At 53.7% G+C, this 14,994-nt stretch carries 7 protein-coding genes and 4 rRNA genes (1 of these 11 only partly in view); 6 read left to right on the top strand and 5 right to left on the bottom strand.

The genetic code is table 11. From position 1 onward, the window contains the following. Positions 1 to 5: 5 nt before the first annotated feature. The 5 genes from V6P94_RS02690 to V6P94_RS02670 all read right to left on the bottom strand — a co-directional run bounded on the left by V6P94_RS02690 (position 6) and on the right by V6P94_RS02670 (position 5,900). Entirely contained in the window at positions 6 to 1,496 is a 1,491-nt protein-coding gene (locus tag V6P94_RS02690) for an acetyl-CoA hydrolase/transferase family protein (protein ID WP_133074891.1), read from the bottom strand. Positions 1,497 to 1,677: 181 nt separating this feature from the next. Beyond that, positions 1,678 to 3,114, bottom strand: a complete 1,437-nt coding sequence (locus V6P94_RS02685; RefSeq protein WP_133074890.1) for an NAD(P)(+) transhydrogenase (Re/Si-specific) subunit beta — start codon at positions 3,112 to 3,114, stop codon at positions 1,678 to 1,680. Then, the gene (locus V6P94_RS02680) at positions 3,111 to 3,434 is read right to left on the bottom strand and encodes an NAD(P) transhydrogenase subunit alpha (protein WP_019826992.1); all 324 of its coding nucleotides are present in this window, start codon (positions 3,432 to 3,434) and stop codon (positions 3,111 to 3,113) included. The genes V6P94_RS02685 and V6P94_RS02680 overlap by 4 nt, the downstream gene beginning before the upstream one ends. An 11-nt stretch (positions 3,435 to 3,445) precedes the next feature. Next, the gene (locus V6P94_RS02675) at positions 3,446 to 4,567 is read right to left on the bottom strand and encodes a Re/Si-specific NAD(P)(+) transhydrogenase subunit alpha (RefSeq protein WP_133074889.1); all 1,122 of its coding nucleotides are present in this window, start codon (positions 4,565 to 4,567) and stop codon (positions 3,446 to 3,448) included. 436 nt (positions 4,568 to 5,003) lie between these two features. Further along, on the bottom strand, positions 5,004 to 5,900 hold the full coding sequence (locus tag V6P94_RS02670) for a LysR family transcriptional regulator (protein WP_338649006.1): 897 nt from the start codon (positions 5,898 to 5,900) through the stop codon (positions 5,004 to 5,006). Positions 5,901 to 6,058: 158 nt separating this feature from the next. On the opposite strand from V6P94_RS02670, the gene V6P94_RS02665 reads away from it, so the two are divergent. From V6P94_RS02665 to V6P94_RS02640, 6 genes are all read left to right on the top strand, one after another. After that, complete coding sequence (locus V6P94_RS02665; protein WP_046809476.1) at positions 6,059 to 7,240, top strand: acyl-CoA dehydrogenase; 1,182 nt, start codon at positions 6,059 to 6,061, stop codon at positions 7,238 to 7,240. 14 nt (positions 7,241 to 7,254) lie between these two features. Further along, positions 7,255 to 8,475 (top strand): CaiB/BaiF CoA-transferase family protein, encoded by a 1,221-nt coding sequence (locus V6P94_RS02660; protein WP_133074887.1) that lies wholly within the window; start codon positions 7,255 to 7,257, stop codon positions 8,473 to 8,475. 440 nt (positions 8,476 to 8,915) lie between these two features. Continuing rightward, a 16S ribosomal RNA gene (locus V6P94_RS02655) occupies positions 8,916 to 10,452 on the top strand. A 324-nt stretch (positions 10,453 to 10,776) separates the two neighbouring features. Continuing rightward, a 23S ribosomal RNA gene (locus tag V6P94_RS02650) occupies positions 10,777 to 13,668 on the top strand. A gap of 151 nt (positions 13,669 to 13,819) precedes the next feature. After that, a 5S ribosomal RNA gene (gene rrf / locus V6P94_RS02645) occupies positions 13,820 to 13,935 on the top strand. 480 nt (positions 13,936 to 14,415) lie between these two features. Continuing rightward, positions 14,416 to 14,994: ribosomal RNA gene (locus V6P94_RS02640) — 16S ribosomal RNA — on the top strand (it continues 958 nt past the right edge of the window). The 16S, 23S and 5S rRNA genes sit together here, the layout of an rRNA operon.

The raw sequence follows: 14,994 nt of genomic DNA, 5'->3' as shown, positions 1-14,994 counted from the left end.
GCGGGTTACGGCAGCATTTTTCCGGTTTCTTCCAGGTTGATATGCCAGCTCAGGGCTTCACGCAGGATGTGTGGCGTGTGGCCGCCAATCGCGCAGGCCTTGGTGAAGTAGTCATTAAGGGCTTCACGGAAGTCCGGGTGAACACAGTTGTCGATGATGACGCGTGCGCGCTCACGCGGCGCGAGGCCACGCAGATCGGCCAGGCCCTGCTCGGTCACCAGGATATCGACATCGTGCTCGGTGTGGTCGACGTGGCTGACCATTGGTACAACGCTGGAGATCGCGCCTGCCTTGGCAATCGACTTGGTCACGAAAATCGCCAGGTGTGCGTTACGGGCGAAGTCGCCCGAGCCGCCGATACCGTTCATCATCCGCGTACCGCAGACGTGAGTGGAGTTGACGTTGCCGTAGATGTCGAACTCCAGCGCGGTGTTGATGCCGATGATGCCCAGACGACGAACCACTTCAGGGTGGTTGGAGATCTCTTGCGGGCGCAACACCAGTTTGTCCTTGTAGCGCTCCAGATTGCCGAACACGTCCGAGTTGCGACGCTCCGACAATGTGATCGAGCTGCCCGAAGCGAAGCTCATCTTGCCGGCGTCGATCAGGTCGAAGGTCGAATCCTGCAGGACTTCGGAGTACATGGTCAGGTCTTCGAACGGCGAGTCGATCAAGCCGCACATCACCGCGTTTGCGATGTTGCCAATACCCGCTTGCAGTGGACCGAGCTTGTTGGTCATCCGGCCAGCTTCGACTTCCTGCTTGAGGAAGTTGATCAGGTGGAAGGCGATACCGTCGGTTTCGCTGTCAGGCTCGGACACGGTGGACGGCGAATCAGGTTTGTTGGTGATTACGATGGCGACGATTTTTTCTGCCGGGATCGGGATTGCGGTGCTGCCGATGCGATCGTCGACCTTCACCAGCGGGATCGGCGTGCGCGTCGGGCGGTAAGTCGGGATATAGATGTCGTGCAGGCCTTCCAGGTTCGGGTTGTGCGCCATGTTGATCTCGACGATCACCTGTTTGGCGAAAATCGCGAAGCTGGCGGAGTTGCCCACGGAAGTCGTCGGAACGATATGGCCTTGCTCGGTAATGGCTACAGCTTCGATCACTGCGATGTCCGGCAGCTTGAGCTGATTGTTGCGCAGTTGCTCTACGGTCTCGGACAAATGCTGATCGATAAACATCACTTCGCCGGCGTTGATCGCCTTGCGCAAAGTGCTGTCCACCTGGAATGGCATGCGACGTGCCAGTACACCGGCTTCGGTCAATTGCTTGTCAAGGTCGTTGCCCAGGCTTGCGCCGGTCATCAGGGTGATTTTCAGCGGCGACTTTTTGGCACGCTCAGCCAGGGCCTGAGGGACGGCTTTGGCTTCACCGGCACGGGTAAAACCGCTCATGCCGACGGTCATGCCGTCTTGGATAAGGGCGGCGGCTTCTTCGGCGCTCATGACCTTATCGTGCAGGGAGTTCAGGCGAATACGTTCACGGTACATGGATTGTTATCTCGGGCAACGGAAGCAAGAGGCGCAGTCTATTCATTTTCAGAGCCTTTCGTCCCGCTACCATGGTCGAATGCCAGCGGCCGATTTAGAGCCTTTGGTCGGGTTCCTTGGAAAAAGAAAAACCCCGGCCATGACAGCGCCGGGGTTTTCGATATTGCGTTGATACCAGATGTTACTCGACAGCTTTAACCATATCTTCAATAACCTTCTTGGCGTCGCCGAAGACCATCATGGTTTTATCCAGATAAAACAGTTCGTTATCCAGGCCCGCATAGCCACTGGCCATTGAGCGTTTGTTAACGATGACGGTTTTGGCTTTATAGGCTTCGAGGATCGGCATGCCAGCGATCGGCGATTTTGGATCGTTCTTGGCCGCCGGGTTGACCACGTCGTTGGCGCCCAGGACGAGCACTACGTCAGCCTGGCCAAACTCGGAGTTGATGTCTTCCATCTCGAACACCTGGTCGTAAGGCACTTCGGCCTCGGCCAGCAGCACGTTCATGTGACCTGGCATACGGCCTGCAACCGGGTGAATGGCGTACTTTACGGTGACGCCGCGATGGGTCAGTTTTTCGGTCAGTTCCTTGAGCGCGTGTTGTGCCCGGGCAACAGCCAGGCCGTAGCCTGGAACGATGATCACGGTGTCGGCGTTCATCAGCAGGAAGGTGGCATCGTCAGCCGAGCCGGATTTGACCGGACGGGCCTCTTGCGTGCCAGCTGGGCCGCCAGCGTCTGTTGCGCCACCAAAACCACCGAGGATCACGTTGAAGAACGAACGGTTCATCGCCTTGCACATGATGTACGACAGGATCGCACCCGAAGAACCTACCAGCGAGCCGGCAATGATCAGCATCGAGTTGTTCAGTGAGAAGCCGATACCGGCTGCTGCCCAACCTGAGTAGCTATTAAGCATCGATACCACGACAGGCATATCGGCGCCGCCAATCGGGATGATGATCAGCACGCCCAGCACAAACGCCAGGGCCAGCATCAGCGCGAAAGCGTTGAGGTTGCCGGTCAGCATAAAGGTGATGCCCAGTGCCAGCGTGGCCAGGCCCAGTACCAGGTTCAGCTTGTGTTGGCCGCTGAACTGTACCGGTGCGCCCTGAAACAGGCGGAACTTGTACTTGCCAGAGAGTTTGCCGAAGGCGATCACCGAACCGGAGAAGGTGATTGCACCAATGGCTGCACCCAGGAACAGTTCCAGACGGTTGCCTGCAGGAATAGCGTCGCCCAGGTGTTTGACGATACCCAGGGACTGCGGTTCGACCACGGCTGCGATTGCAATGAATACCGCCGCGAGGCCGATCATGCTGTGCATGAAAGCGACCAGCTCAGGCATTTTGGTCATTTCGACGCGTTTAGCCATGATTGAGCCAGCAGTACCACCGACCAGCAGGCCGACAATCACGTAGCCGATGCCAGCCGTCGCGATCTCTGCGCCCAGCTTGTAGATCAGGCCAACCGTGGTAATGATCGCCAGGCCCATGCCGAGCATGCCGAACAGGTTGCCGCGACGTGAGGTGGTGGGGTGCGACAGGCCCTTGAGCGCCTGAATAAAGCAGATTGATGCAACCAGATACAGAACAGTGACCAGGTTCATGCTCATGGCTTGCGCACCTCTTCTTTGGCTTTAGGTGCTTTCTTCTTGAACATTTCCAGCATGCGCCGGGTGACCAAAAATCCACCGAATACGTTTACGGCAGCCAGCGCGACCGCCAGGGTGCCCATGGTTTTGCCCAGCGGGGTAACAGTCAGTGCGGCAGCGAGCATGGCGCCCACAATCACAATGGCTGAAATGGCATTGGTGACGGCCATCAAGGGTGTGTGCAGTGCAGGTGTCACGTTCCATACCACGTGATAGCCCACATAGATGGCCAGCACGAAGATGATCAGGTTGTAGATACCGGGGGAGATGAACTCTTCCATTATTTTTATCCTCAGCCGTTTTTGCGCACGACTTGACCGTCACGGCACATCAGGCACGCGGCGACGATGTCGTCTTCAAGGTTGATCTGGAACTGTCCTTCGGGGGTGAAGACCAGCTTGAGGAAGTCCAGCAGATTGCGGGCGTAGAGCGCCGAGGCGTCTGCAGCAACCATTGCGGCAAGGTTGGTGTGGCCGACGATGGTGACACCGTGCTCAACCACTACTTGGTCGGCGACGGTCAGCGGGCAATTGCCCCCTTGGGCTGCAGCCAGATCGATGACCACCGAGCCGGGTTTCATCTGGGCTACGGTTTCAGCGCTGAGCAGTACCGGAGCTTTACGGCCCGGGATCAAGGCGGTGGTGATCACGATGTCAGCCTGCTTGGCGCGTTCGTGAACAGCCTGTGCCTGGCGTTGCATCCAGCTGGCAGGCATTGGGCGTGCATAGCCGCCTACGCCAATGGCGCACTCACGCTCTTCGTCGGTTTCGTAAGGCACGTCGACGAACTTGGCGCCCAGCGATTCGATCTGCTCTTTAACGGCTGGTCGTACATCGGATGCCTCGATCACTGCGCCCAGGCGTTTGGCCGTGGCGATCGCCTGCAAGCCAGCCACGCCTGCGCCCAGAATCAGTACGCGAGCGGCCTTAACGGTCCCGGCGGCGGTCATGAGCATCGGCATAAAGCGCGGATAGTGGTGGGCGGCGACCAAGACGGCTTTATAGCCGGCGATGTTGGCCTGGGATGACAGCACATCAAGACTTTGCGCACGAGAGGTTCGGGGAGCGGCTTCGAGAGAGAAAGCGGTGATCCCGCGCTCGGCCAGTTTGGCAATGGTTTCATTGCTGAACGGGTTGAGCATGCCAATGAGCACGGTGCCAGTCTTGATCAGGGCCAGTTCGCTGTCACTTGGGGCGACAACCTTGAGAATCAGCTCTGCGCCGAAAGCATCTGTAGCGTTGCCAATAGTTGCGCCGGCGGCTTCATAAGCACTGTCGATAACGCTGGCATTGATACCTGCGCCGCTTTGAACAGTCACTTTATGGCCTTGGCCGATCAGCTTCTTGATGGTTTCCGGGGTTGCAGCAACCCGGGTTTCACCCGTATGGGTCTCGAGAGGAACACCAATGTGCACGTCATATCTCCTGCGTGATCTTTTATAAGAAAGCCAGCGCACTACGGATGGTGCGACTGGGGCGGCCGATCAGCACGATCCCACCAAAGTATGGGTGGGGCGGGGCATTCTGCTGGCAATTTTTTTACCCTTCAAGGACTTATGGAGGGCGACGGGATTTTAACTACAAGTCATGCAGTGACCGAATGTCGCAATGATCGGCTGCATGCCTTTAAATACGAGGCTTTCAGAGGATTTGAGTGTTTTCTGAGTTTTTTTCACATTTCTTTTGGTTATCGCTGCATAACTTTGAGAAATACCCTGCAGGCCTCGTGGTTACTGGCTTGCAGGTTTGTCCAGTTAGACCAAAGTACAGAGTGTTTAAACGCGACATTTACGTACATATGTAGTGTGTTTTTATGTATCACTACATAGTTTGTTTGGACCATGCGGTTTTTCAAATCAGGCTGTAAGTGGCGGCCTGATTGACTAGCCAGTCTCGAAAGGCCTGCAATGAAGCTGATTCGATTTTGCGTTCGGGGATCATCAGGTAGTAAGCCTTGGTGCTGAGCAGGGTGCTCTCGTTGGCAATCACCAGGCGTTTTTCGGCCAGTTCTCGCTGAATCAGAAAGGGGGGGATAAGGGCGACGCCCATTTCATGCATGGCGGCTTGGGCCAGCATCGAGAACAGTTCATAGCGTGGCCCGGTCATGTCGCGAGGTACGTTCATGTCCTGCGCGTTGAACCATTGGCGCCAGGCATAGGGGCGTGTGGTTTGTTGCAGCAGGGGGAGTTCGCAGAGCGCTGGCGGGGTGAGGCTTTGCTGTTCCCCCAATAATGTGGGGCTGCACACGGGGACCGGGTTTTCACCCATCAGGCGGTAGGACGATGTTCCGGACCAGTCGGCATCTCCGAAGTAGATGGCAGCATCAAAGTCGGTATCGGCAAACAGAAAGGGGCGAGTGCGGTTGGTCAGGTTTACCGTGACGTCCGGATGCTGGTGCTGAAAGTCCTTGAGCCGAGGGAGTAGCCATTGCGTCCCGAAAGTGGGCACCACAGCCAGCTCGATGACGTTGGCACCCTGTTGGCCCATGACGGACAGCGTGTCCCGTTCCACGGCATCCAACTGGGTTGCTATGCGTCTGCTGTAAGAAAGGCCTGCTTCGGTCAGTTTTACGCCACGTTTAGAGCGTCGGAAGAGCTCTACACTCAGGAACTCTTCCAGGCTGGCAATCTGTCGGCAAATAGCCCCTTGAGTGAGGGAAAGCTCATGTGCTGCCTTGGTAAAGCTTTCATGGCGTGCGGCCGCTTCGAAGCTGATCAGGGCTGTTGTGCTAGGGATCTTGCGGCGCATGTACGGCTTCCTCACTAAACGAAGTCAGAAAAGGCTATTTATAGAGTTACGGAGTGAGAAATTATCACAGGATGGTGCTGAATCCTCGTTTGTCCTTCTATATAGAAGGGGCCTAGGATCGGCTCACGACATTTTATCTATTACGCGAGGGTTCTCTCATGGCGGGTAAAGCAAGCTTCAACTGGATTGATCCACTGTTGCTGGATCAGCAGCTCACTGAAGAAGAGCGCATGGTGCGTGACAGTGCTGAGCAGTTTGCTCAGGACAAGTTGGCGCCACGTATTCTTGATGCTTTCCGTAATGAGAAGACTGACCCTGCGATCTTCCGTGAAATGGGCGAAACCGGTTTGCTGGGTGCGATGATTCCGGAGCAGTACGGCGGTAGCGGTCTTAATTACGTCAGCTACGGCCTGATAGCTCGTGAAGTGGAGCGGGTCGATTCGGGCTACCGCTCGATGATGAGCGTGCAGTCATCTTTGGTGATGGTGCCAATCAATGAGTTCGGCACCGAGGCGCAGAAGCAAAAATACCTGCCCAAGCTGGCATCTGGCGAATGGATTGGCTGCTTCGGTCTGACGGAGCCTAACCACGGCTCTGACCCGGGCGCGATGATTACCCGTGCTCGCTCGGTTGATGGTGGCTATAGCCTGACGGGCAGCAAGATGTGGATCACCAACAGTCCTATCGCCGATGTGTTTGTGGTGTGGGCGAAAGATGATGAAGGCGACATTCGTGGCTTTGTTCTGGAAAAAGGCTGGAAGGGCCTGACTACGCCCGCGATTCACGGCAAGGTTGGCTTGCGTGCGTCCATTACTGGCGAAATCGTGATGGATAACGTGTTTGTACCCCAAGAGAACATCTTCCCGGATGTGCGCGGCCTGAAAGGTCCTTTTACCTGTCTGAATTCGGCTCGTTACGGGATTTCCTGGGGGGCGCTGGGGGCTGCTGAGTTCTGCTGGCATACGGCGCGTCAGTACACGCTGGATCGTCATCAATTTGGCCGGCCTTTGGCGGCGACCCAGTTGATCCAGAAAAAGCTGGCCGATATGCAGACCGAGATTACGCTGGCCCTGCAGGGTTGCCTGCGTCTGGGGCGGATGAAGGATGAAGGTACTGCGGCCGTTGAGATCACTTCGATCATGAAGCGCAACTCATGCGGCAAGTCGTTGGATATTGCGCGTATGGCTCGCGACATGCTGGGTGGTAACGGTATCTCGGATGAGTTCGGGGTTGCGCGTCATCTGGTCAACCTGGAAGTTGTGAATACCTATGAAGGCACTCATGACGTGCATGCCTTGATTCTTGGGCGTGCACAGACCGGCCTTCAGGCGTTCTATTAACAGGAGCTCGGCTCATGGGTGCTTTATCGCATTTGCGGGTGTTGGATTTGTCTCGGGTGCTGGCGGGGCCGTGGGCCGGGCAAATACTGGCCGACCTTGGGGCCGAAGTTATCAAGGTGGAGCGCCCGGGCAATGGTGACGACACTCGCGCCTGGGGGCCGCCCTTTCTCAAGGATGCTTATGGAGAAAGTACGGGGGAGGCTGCCTATTACTTGTCTGCAAACCGCAACAAGCAGTCGGTCACTATTGATTTCACCAAGCCTGAAGGGCAGCGGCTGGTTCGTGATCTGGCGGCCAAGTCGGACATTCTGATCGAGAATTTCAAAGTTGGGGGGCTGGAGGCGTATGGTCTGGACTATGCGTCACTAAAGGCTTTGAATCCTGACTTGATCTATTGCTCAATTACGGGATTCGGTCAGACCGGTCCCTATGCCAAGCGGGCAGGTTATGACTTTATGGTTCAGGGCCTTGGCGGTCTGATGAGCCTGACGGGGCGGCCTGAAGGTGATGATGGGGCGGGGCCGGTAAAGGTTGGGGTTGCGCTGACAGATATTTTGACCGGGCTTTACTCGGCAGTGGCGATTCTGGCTGCCCTTGCTCATCGTCAGCATGATGGTGGCGGGCAGCATATAGATATGGCGCTGTTGGATGTGCAGGTGGCTTGCCTGGCGAATCAGGCGATGAACTATTTGACTACGGGCGTAGCGCCGCAGCGCCTGGGCAATGCGCATCCGAATATCGTGCCTTACCAGGATTTTCCGACGGCAGATGGCGACTTCATTCTTACGGTAGGGAATGACAGTCAGTTCCGTAAATTTACTGAAGTGGCTGGTCGGCCTGAGCTGGGTGGGGATCCGCGCTTTGCTACCAACAAGCTGCGTGTTGCTAATCGGGCGGAGTTGGTGCCGCTTATCAGGCAGTTAACTGTTTTCAAGACCACGGCTGAGTGGGTGGCGCAGTTGGAGGCGGTTGGTGTTCCCTGTGGGCCGATCAATGACCTGGCTCAGGTATTTGCTGACCCTCAGGTGCGTGCCCGCGGATTGGCGATGCATCTACCGCATGCGTTGGCGGGGCTTGTGCCGCAGGTAGCGAGCCCTATTCGGCTGTCTGAAACGCCAGTGGAGTATCGCAATGCGCCTCCTTTGTTGGGTGAGCATACTCAGCAAGTTCTGGAGCGGGTGCTGGGGTTGGACGCGGGAGTGGTAGAGGGTTTGCGTCGGTCTGGCGTGCTGTAGCTATATAGAGGGGTGCGTCAGCACCCCTCTATATAGGTGTAATTAGGGGTATTTGGAGTTAATTGATAGTTTTACTCAATTAGCCCTTGACTAGGATTTTTAGCGGCCTATAATTCGTCCCACTTCCGGCGCAGTTGAAACGGAAAACTCCTTGAATATCAATGAGTTGGATTGTTTTGCAGTGTCAGCTTCAAGTCATCGAAGCAGGAAATTAGGTGTTGACAGCAGCTTGTAACGCTGTAGAATGCGCACCTCGGTTCAGCGAAGGCTAAACCAACCGCTCTTTAACAACTGAATCAAGCAATTCGTGTGGGTGCTTGTGGAGTCAGACTGATAGTCAACAAGATTATCAGCATCACAAGTTACTCCGCGAGAAATCAAAGATGTAACCAACGATTGCTGAGCCAAGTTTAGGGTTTCTTAAAAACCCAAAGATGTTTGAACTGAAGAGTTTGATCATGGCTCAGATTGAACGCTGGCGGCAGGCCTAACACATGCAAGTCGAGCGGTAGAGAGAAGCTTGCTTCTCTTGAGAGCGGCGGACGGGTGAGTAATACCTAGGAATCTGCCTGATAGTGGGGGATAACGTTCGGAAACGGACGCTAATACCGCATACGTCCTACGGGAGAAAGCAGGGGACCTTCGGGCCTTGCGCTATCAGATGAGCCTAGGTCGGATTAGCTAGTTGGTGAGGTAATGGCTCACCAAGGCTACGATCCGTAACTGGTCTGAGAGGATGATCAGTCACACTGGAACTGAGACACGGTCCAGACTCCTACGGGAGGCAGCAGTGGGGAATATTGGACAATGGGCGAAAGCCTGATCCAGCCATGCCGCGTGTGTGAAGAAGGTCTTCGGATTGTAAAGCACTTTAAGTTGGGAGGAAGGGCATTAACCTAATACGTTAGTGTTTTGACGTTACCGACAGAATAAGCACCGGCTAACTCTGTGCCAGCAGCCGCGGTAATACAGAGGGTGCAAGCGTTAATCGGAATTACTGGGCGTAAAGCGCGCGTAGGTGGTTTGTTAAGTTGAATGTGAAATCCCCGGGCTCAACCTGGGAACTGCATCCAAAACTGGCAAGCTAGAGTATGGTAGAGGGTAGTGGAATTTCCTGTGTAGCGGTGAAATGCGTAGATATAGGAAGGAACACCAGTGGCGAAGGCGACTACCTGGACTGATACTGACACTGAGGTGCGAAAGCGTGGGGAGCAAACAGGATTAGATACCCTGGTAGTCCACGCCGTAAACGATGTCAACTAGCCGTTGGGAGTCTTGAACTCTTAGTGGCGCAGCTAACGCATTAAGTTGACCGCCTGGGGAGTACGGCCGCAAGGTTAAAACTCAAATGAATTGACGGGGGCCCGCACAAGCGGTGGAGCATGTGGTTTAATTCGAAGCAACGCGAAGAACCTTACCAGGCCTTGACATCCAATGAACTTTCTAGAGATAGATTGGTGCCTTCGGGAACATTGAGACAGGTGCTGCATGGCTGTCGTCAGCTCGTGTCGTGAGATGTTGGGTTAAGTCCCGTAACGAGCGCAACCCTTGTCCTTAGTTACCAGCACGTAATGGTGGGCACTCTAAGGAGACTGCCGGTGACAAACCGGAGGAAGGTGGGGATGACGTCAAGTCATCATGGCCCTTACGGCCTGGGCTACACACGTGCTACAATGGTCGGTACAAAGGGTTGCCAAGCCGCGAGGTGGAGCTAATCCCATAAAACCGATCGTAGTCCGGATCGCAGTCTGCAACTCGACTGCGTGAAGTCGGAATCGCTAGTAATCGTGAATCAGAATGTCACGGTGAATACGTTCCCGGGCCTTGTACACACCGCCCGTCACACCATGGGAGTGGGTTGCACCAGAAGTAGCTAGTCTAACCTTCGGGAGGACGGTTACCACGGTGTGATTCATGACTGGGGTGAAGTCGTAACAAGGTAGCCGTAGGGGAACCTGCGGCTGGATCACCTCCTTAATCGACGACATCAGCTGCTCCATAAGTTCCCACACGAATTGCTTGATTCATTGTAGAAGACGATAACTGCAGAGTCGCTCTGTGGTTTTTCTGTCGTAAAGCTTAGAAATGAGCATTCCATCAAACGGTGGTGAATGTTGATTTCTGATCTTTTGATTAGATCGTTCTTTAAAAATTTGGGTATGTAATAGAAAGTTAGACTGGATAACACTTTCACTGGTGTTTATTCAGGCTAAGGTAAAATTTGTGAGCGTTCTTAATTGAACATGCGAATTTTCGGCGAATGTCGTCTTCATAGTATAACCAGATTGCTTGGGGTTATATGGTCAAGTGAAGAAGCGCATACGGTGGATGCCTTGGCAGTCAGAGGCGATGAAAGACGTGGTAGCCTGCGAAAAGCTTCGGGGAGTCGGCAAACAGACTTTGATCCGGAGATGTCTGAATGGGGGAACCCACCTAACATAAGTTAGGTATCTTAAGCTGAATACATAGGCTTAAGAAGCGAACCAGGGGAACTGAAACATCTAAGTACCCTGAGGAAAAGAAATCAACCGAGATTCCCTTAGTAGTGGCGAGCGAACGGGGACCAGCCCTTAAGCTGTATTGATGTTAGCGGAACGCTCTGGAAAGTGCGGCCATAGTGGGTGATAGCCCTGTACGCGAAAACATCTTTGCAGTGAAATCGAGTAGGACGGAGCACGAGAAACTTTGTCTGAATATGGGGGGACCATCCTCCAAGGCTAAATACTACTGACTGACCGATAGTGAACTAGTACCGTGAGGGAAAGGCGAAAAGAACCCCGGAGAGGGGAGTGAAATAGATCCTGAAACCGTATGCGTACAAGCAGTGGGAGCCCACTTTGTTGGGTGACTGCGTACCTTTTGTATAATGGGTCAGCGACTTATTTTCAGTGGCAAGCTTAACCGAATAGGGGAGGCGTAGCGAAAGCGAGTCTTAATAGGGCGTCTAGTCGCTGGGAATAGACCCGAAACCGGGCGATCTATCCATGGGCAGGTTGAAGGTTGGGTAACACTAACTGGAGGACCGAACCGACTACCGTTGAAAAGTTAGCGGATGACCTGTGGATCGGAGTGAAAGGCTAATCAAGCTCGGAGATAGCTGGTTCTCCTCGAAAGCTATTTAGGTAGCGCCTCATGTATCACTGTAGGGGGTAGAGCACTGTTTCGGCTAGGGGGTCATCCCGACTTACCAAACCGATGCAAACTCCGAATACCTACAAGTGCCGAGCATGGGAGACACACGGCGGGTGCTAACGTCCGTCGTGAAAAGGGAAACAACCCAGACCGTCAGCTAAGGTCCCAAAGTTATGGTTAAGTGGGAAACGATGTGGGAAGGCTTAGACAGCTAGGAGGTTGGCTTAGAAGCAGCCACCCTTTAAAGAAAGCGTAATAGCTCACTAGTCGAGTCGGCCTGCGCGGAAGATTTAACGGGGCTCAAACCATACACCGAAGCTACGGGTATCACTTAGGTGATGCGGTAGAGGAGCGTTCTGTAAGCCTGTGAAGGTGAGTTGAGAAGCTTGCTGGAGGTATCAGAAGTGCGAATGCTGACATGAGTAACGATAATGGGTGTGAAAAACACCCACGCCGAAAGACCAAGGTTTCCTGCGCAACGTTAATCGACGCAGGGTTAGTCGGTCCCTAAGGCGAGGCTGAAAAGCGTAGTCGATGGAAAACAGGTTAATATTCCTGTACTTCTGGTTATTGCGATGGAGGGACGGAGAAGGCTAGGCCAGCTTGGCGTTGGTTGTCCAAGTTTAAGGTGGTAGGCTGGAATCTTAGGTAAATCCGGGATTCTAAGGCCGAGAGCTGATGACGAGTTGTCTTTTAGACAACGAAGTGGTTGATGCCATGCTTCCAAGAAAAGCTTCTAAGCTTCAGGTAACCAGGAACCGTACCCCAAACCGACACAGGTGGTTGGGTAGAGAATACCAAGGCGCTTGAGAGAACTCGGGTGAAGGAACTAGGCAAAATGGCACCGTAACTTCGGGAGAAGGTGCGCCGGTGAGGGTGAAGCATTTACTGCGTAAGCCCATGCCGGTCGAAGATACCAGGCCGCTGCGACTGTTTATTAAAAACACAGCACTCTGCAAACACGAAAGTGGACGTATAGGGTGTGACGCCTGCCCGGTGCCGGAAGGTTAATTGATGGGGTTAGCTAACGCGAAGCTCTTGATCGAAGCCCCGGTAAACGGCGGCCGTAACTATAACGGTCCTAAGGTAGCGAAATTCCTTGTCGGGTAAGTTCCGACCTGCACGAATGGCGTAACGATGGCGGCGCTGTCTCCACCCGAGACTCAGTGAAATTGAAATCGCTGTGAAGATGCAGTGTATCCGCGGCTAGACGGAAAGACCCCGTGAACCTTTACTATAGCTTTGCACTGGACTTTGAATTTGCTTGTGTAGGATAGGTGGGAGGCTTTGAAGTGTGGACGCCAGTCTGCATGGAGCCAACCTTGAAATACCACCCTGGCAACTTTGAGGTTCTAACTCAGGTCCGTTATCCGGATCGAGGACAGTGTATGGTGGGTAGTTTGACTGGGGCGGTCTCCTCCTAAAGAGTAACGGAGGAGTACGAAGGTGCGCTCAGACCGGTCGGAAATCGGTCGTAGAGTATAAAGGCAAAAGCGCGCTTGACTGCGAGACAGACACGTCGAGCAGGTACGAAAGTAGGTCTTAGTGATCCGGTGGTTCTGTATGGAAGGGCCATCGCTCAACGGATAAAAGGTACTCCGGGGATAACAGGCTGATACCGCCCAAGAGTTCATATCGACGGCGGTGTTTGGCACCTCGATGTCGGCTCATCACATCCTGGGGCTGAAGCCGGTCCCAAGGGTATGGCTGTTCGCCATTTAAAGTGGTACGCGAGCTGGGTTTAGAACGTCGTGAGACAGTTCGGTCCCTATCTGCCGTGGACGTTTGAGATTTGAGAGGGGCTGCTCCTAGTACGAGAGGACCGGAGTGGACGAACCTCTGGTGTTCCGGTTGTCACGCCAGTGGCATTGCCGGGTAGCTATGTTCGGGAAAGATAACCGCTGAAAGCATCTAAGCGGGAAACTTGCCTCAAGATGAGATCTCACTGGAACCTTGAGTTCCCTAAAGGGCCGTCGAAGACTACGACGTTGATAGGTTGGGTGTGTAAGCGCTGTGAGGCGTTGAGCTAACCAATACTAATTGCCCGTGAGGCTTGACCATATAACACCCAAGCAATTTGCGTCGAAGAGACCAGATTGCGGTGTGTGAAGACGATACAAACCGAAAGTTTGCAACTCACAAAACACCAGACTATTACATACCCATTCGCTGGAGCGTAAACCGAAAGGTGAACGACCTGGCTACCGAATTTCTTGACGACCATAGAGCATTGGAACCACCTGATCCCATCCCGAACTCAGAAGTGAAACGATGCATCGCCGATGGTAGTGTGGGGTTTCCCCATGTGAGAGTAGGTCATCGTCAAGATTAAATTCCAAAATCCCTGTCTGCTCGCGCAGACGGGGATTTTGTTTTTGTATAAGTACAAGCTTTGTAAAAAGCCTGTGCTGTTAACCAGGTCATTTGCCTGGCTAACACTTCGATTATCTCAATCGAAAGTAGCAGGAAATAAGGTGTTGACAGCAGTGTGTAACGCTGTAGAATTCGCCTCCCGCTAACGAGAGATCGAAAGCGCAAGTGGTTGATGTTACAGAGGAAACTTTGAAAACATCTTAAAATAACCGCTTGACAGCAACAGAGGCTGCTGTAGAATGCGCGCCTCGGTTCAGCGAAAGCTAAACCAACCGCTCTTTAACAACTGAATCAAGCAATTCGTGTGGGTGCTTGTGGAGTCAGACTGATAGTCAACAAGATTATCAGCATCACAAGTTACTCCGCGAGAAATCAAAGATGTAACCAACGATTGCTGAGCCAAGTTTAGGGTTTCTTAAAAACCCAAAGATGTTTGAACTGAAGAGTTTGATCATGGCTCAGATTGAACGCTGGCGGCAGGCCTAACACATGCAAGTCGAGCGGTAGAGAGAAGCTTGCTTCTCTTGAGAGCGGCGGACGGGTGAGTAATACCTAGGAATCTGCCTGATAGTGGGGGATAACGTTCGGAAACGGACGCTAATACCGCATACGTCCTACGGGAGAAAGCAGGGGACCTTCGGGCCTTGCGCTATCAGATGAGCCTAGGTCGGATTAGCTAGTTGGTGAGGTAATGGCTCACCAAGGCTACGATCCGTAACTGGTCTGAGAGGATGATCAGTCACACTGGAACTGAGACACGGTCCAGACTCCTACGGGAGGCAGCAGTGGGGAATATTGGACAATGGGCGAAAGCCTGATCCAGCCATGCCGCGTGTGTGAAGAAGGTCTTCGGATTGTAAAGCACTTTAAGTTGGGAGGAAGGGCATTAACCTAATACGTTAGTGTTTTGACGTTACCGACAGAATAAGCACCGGCTAACTCTGTGCCAGCAGCCGCGGTAATACAGAGGGTGCAAGCGTTAATCGGAATTACTGGGCGTAAAGCGCGCGTAGG

The organism is Pseudomonas sp. ML2-2023-3, assembly GCF_037055275.1.
In the GTDB taxonomy this organism is placed as follows: Bacteria; Pseudomonadota; Gammaproteobacteria; order Pseudomonadales; family Pseudomonadaceae; genus Aquipseudomonas.
Note: the sequence above shows the minus strand (reverse complement) of the source record. Positions and strands in the feature narration are given on the sequence as shown.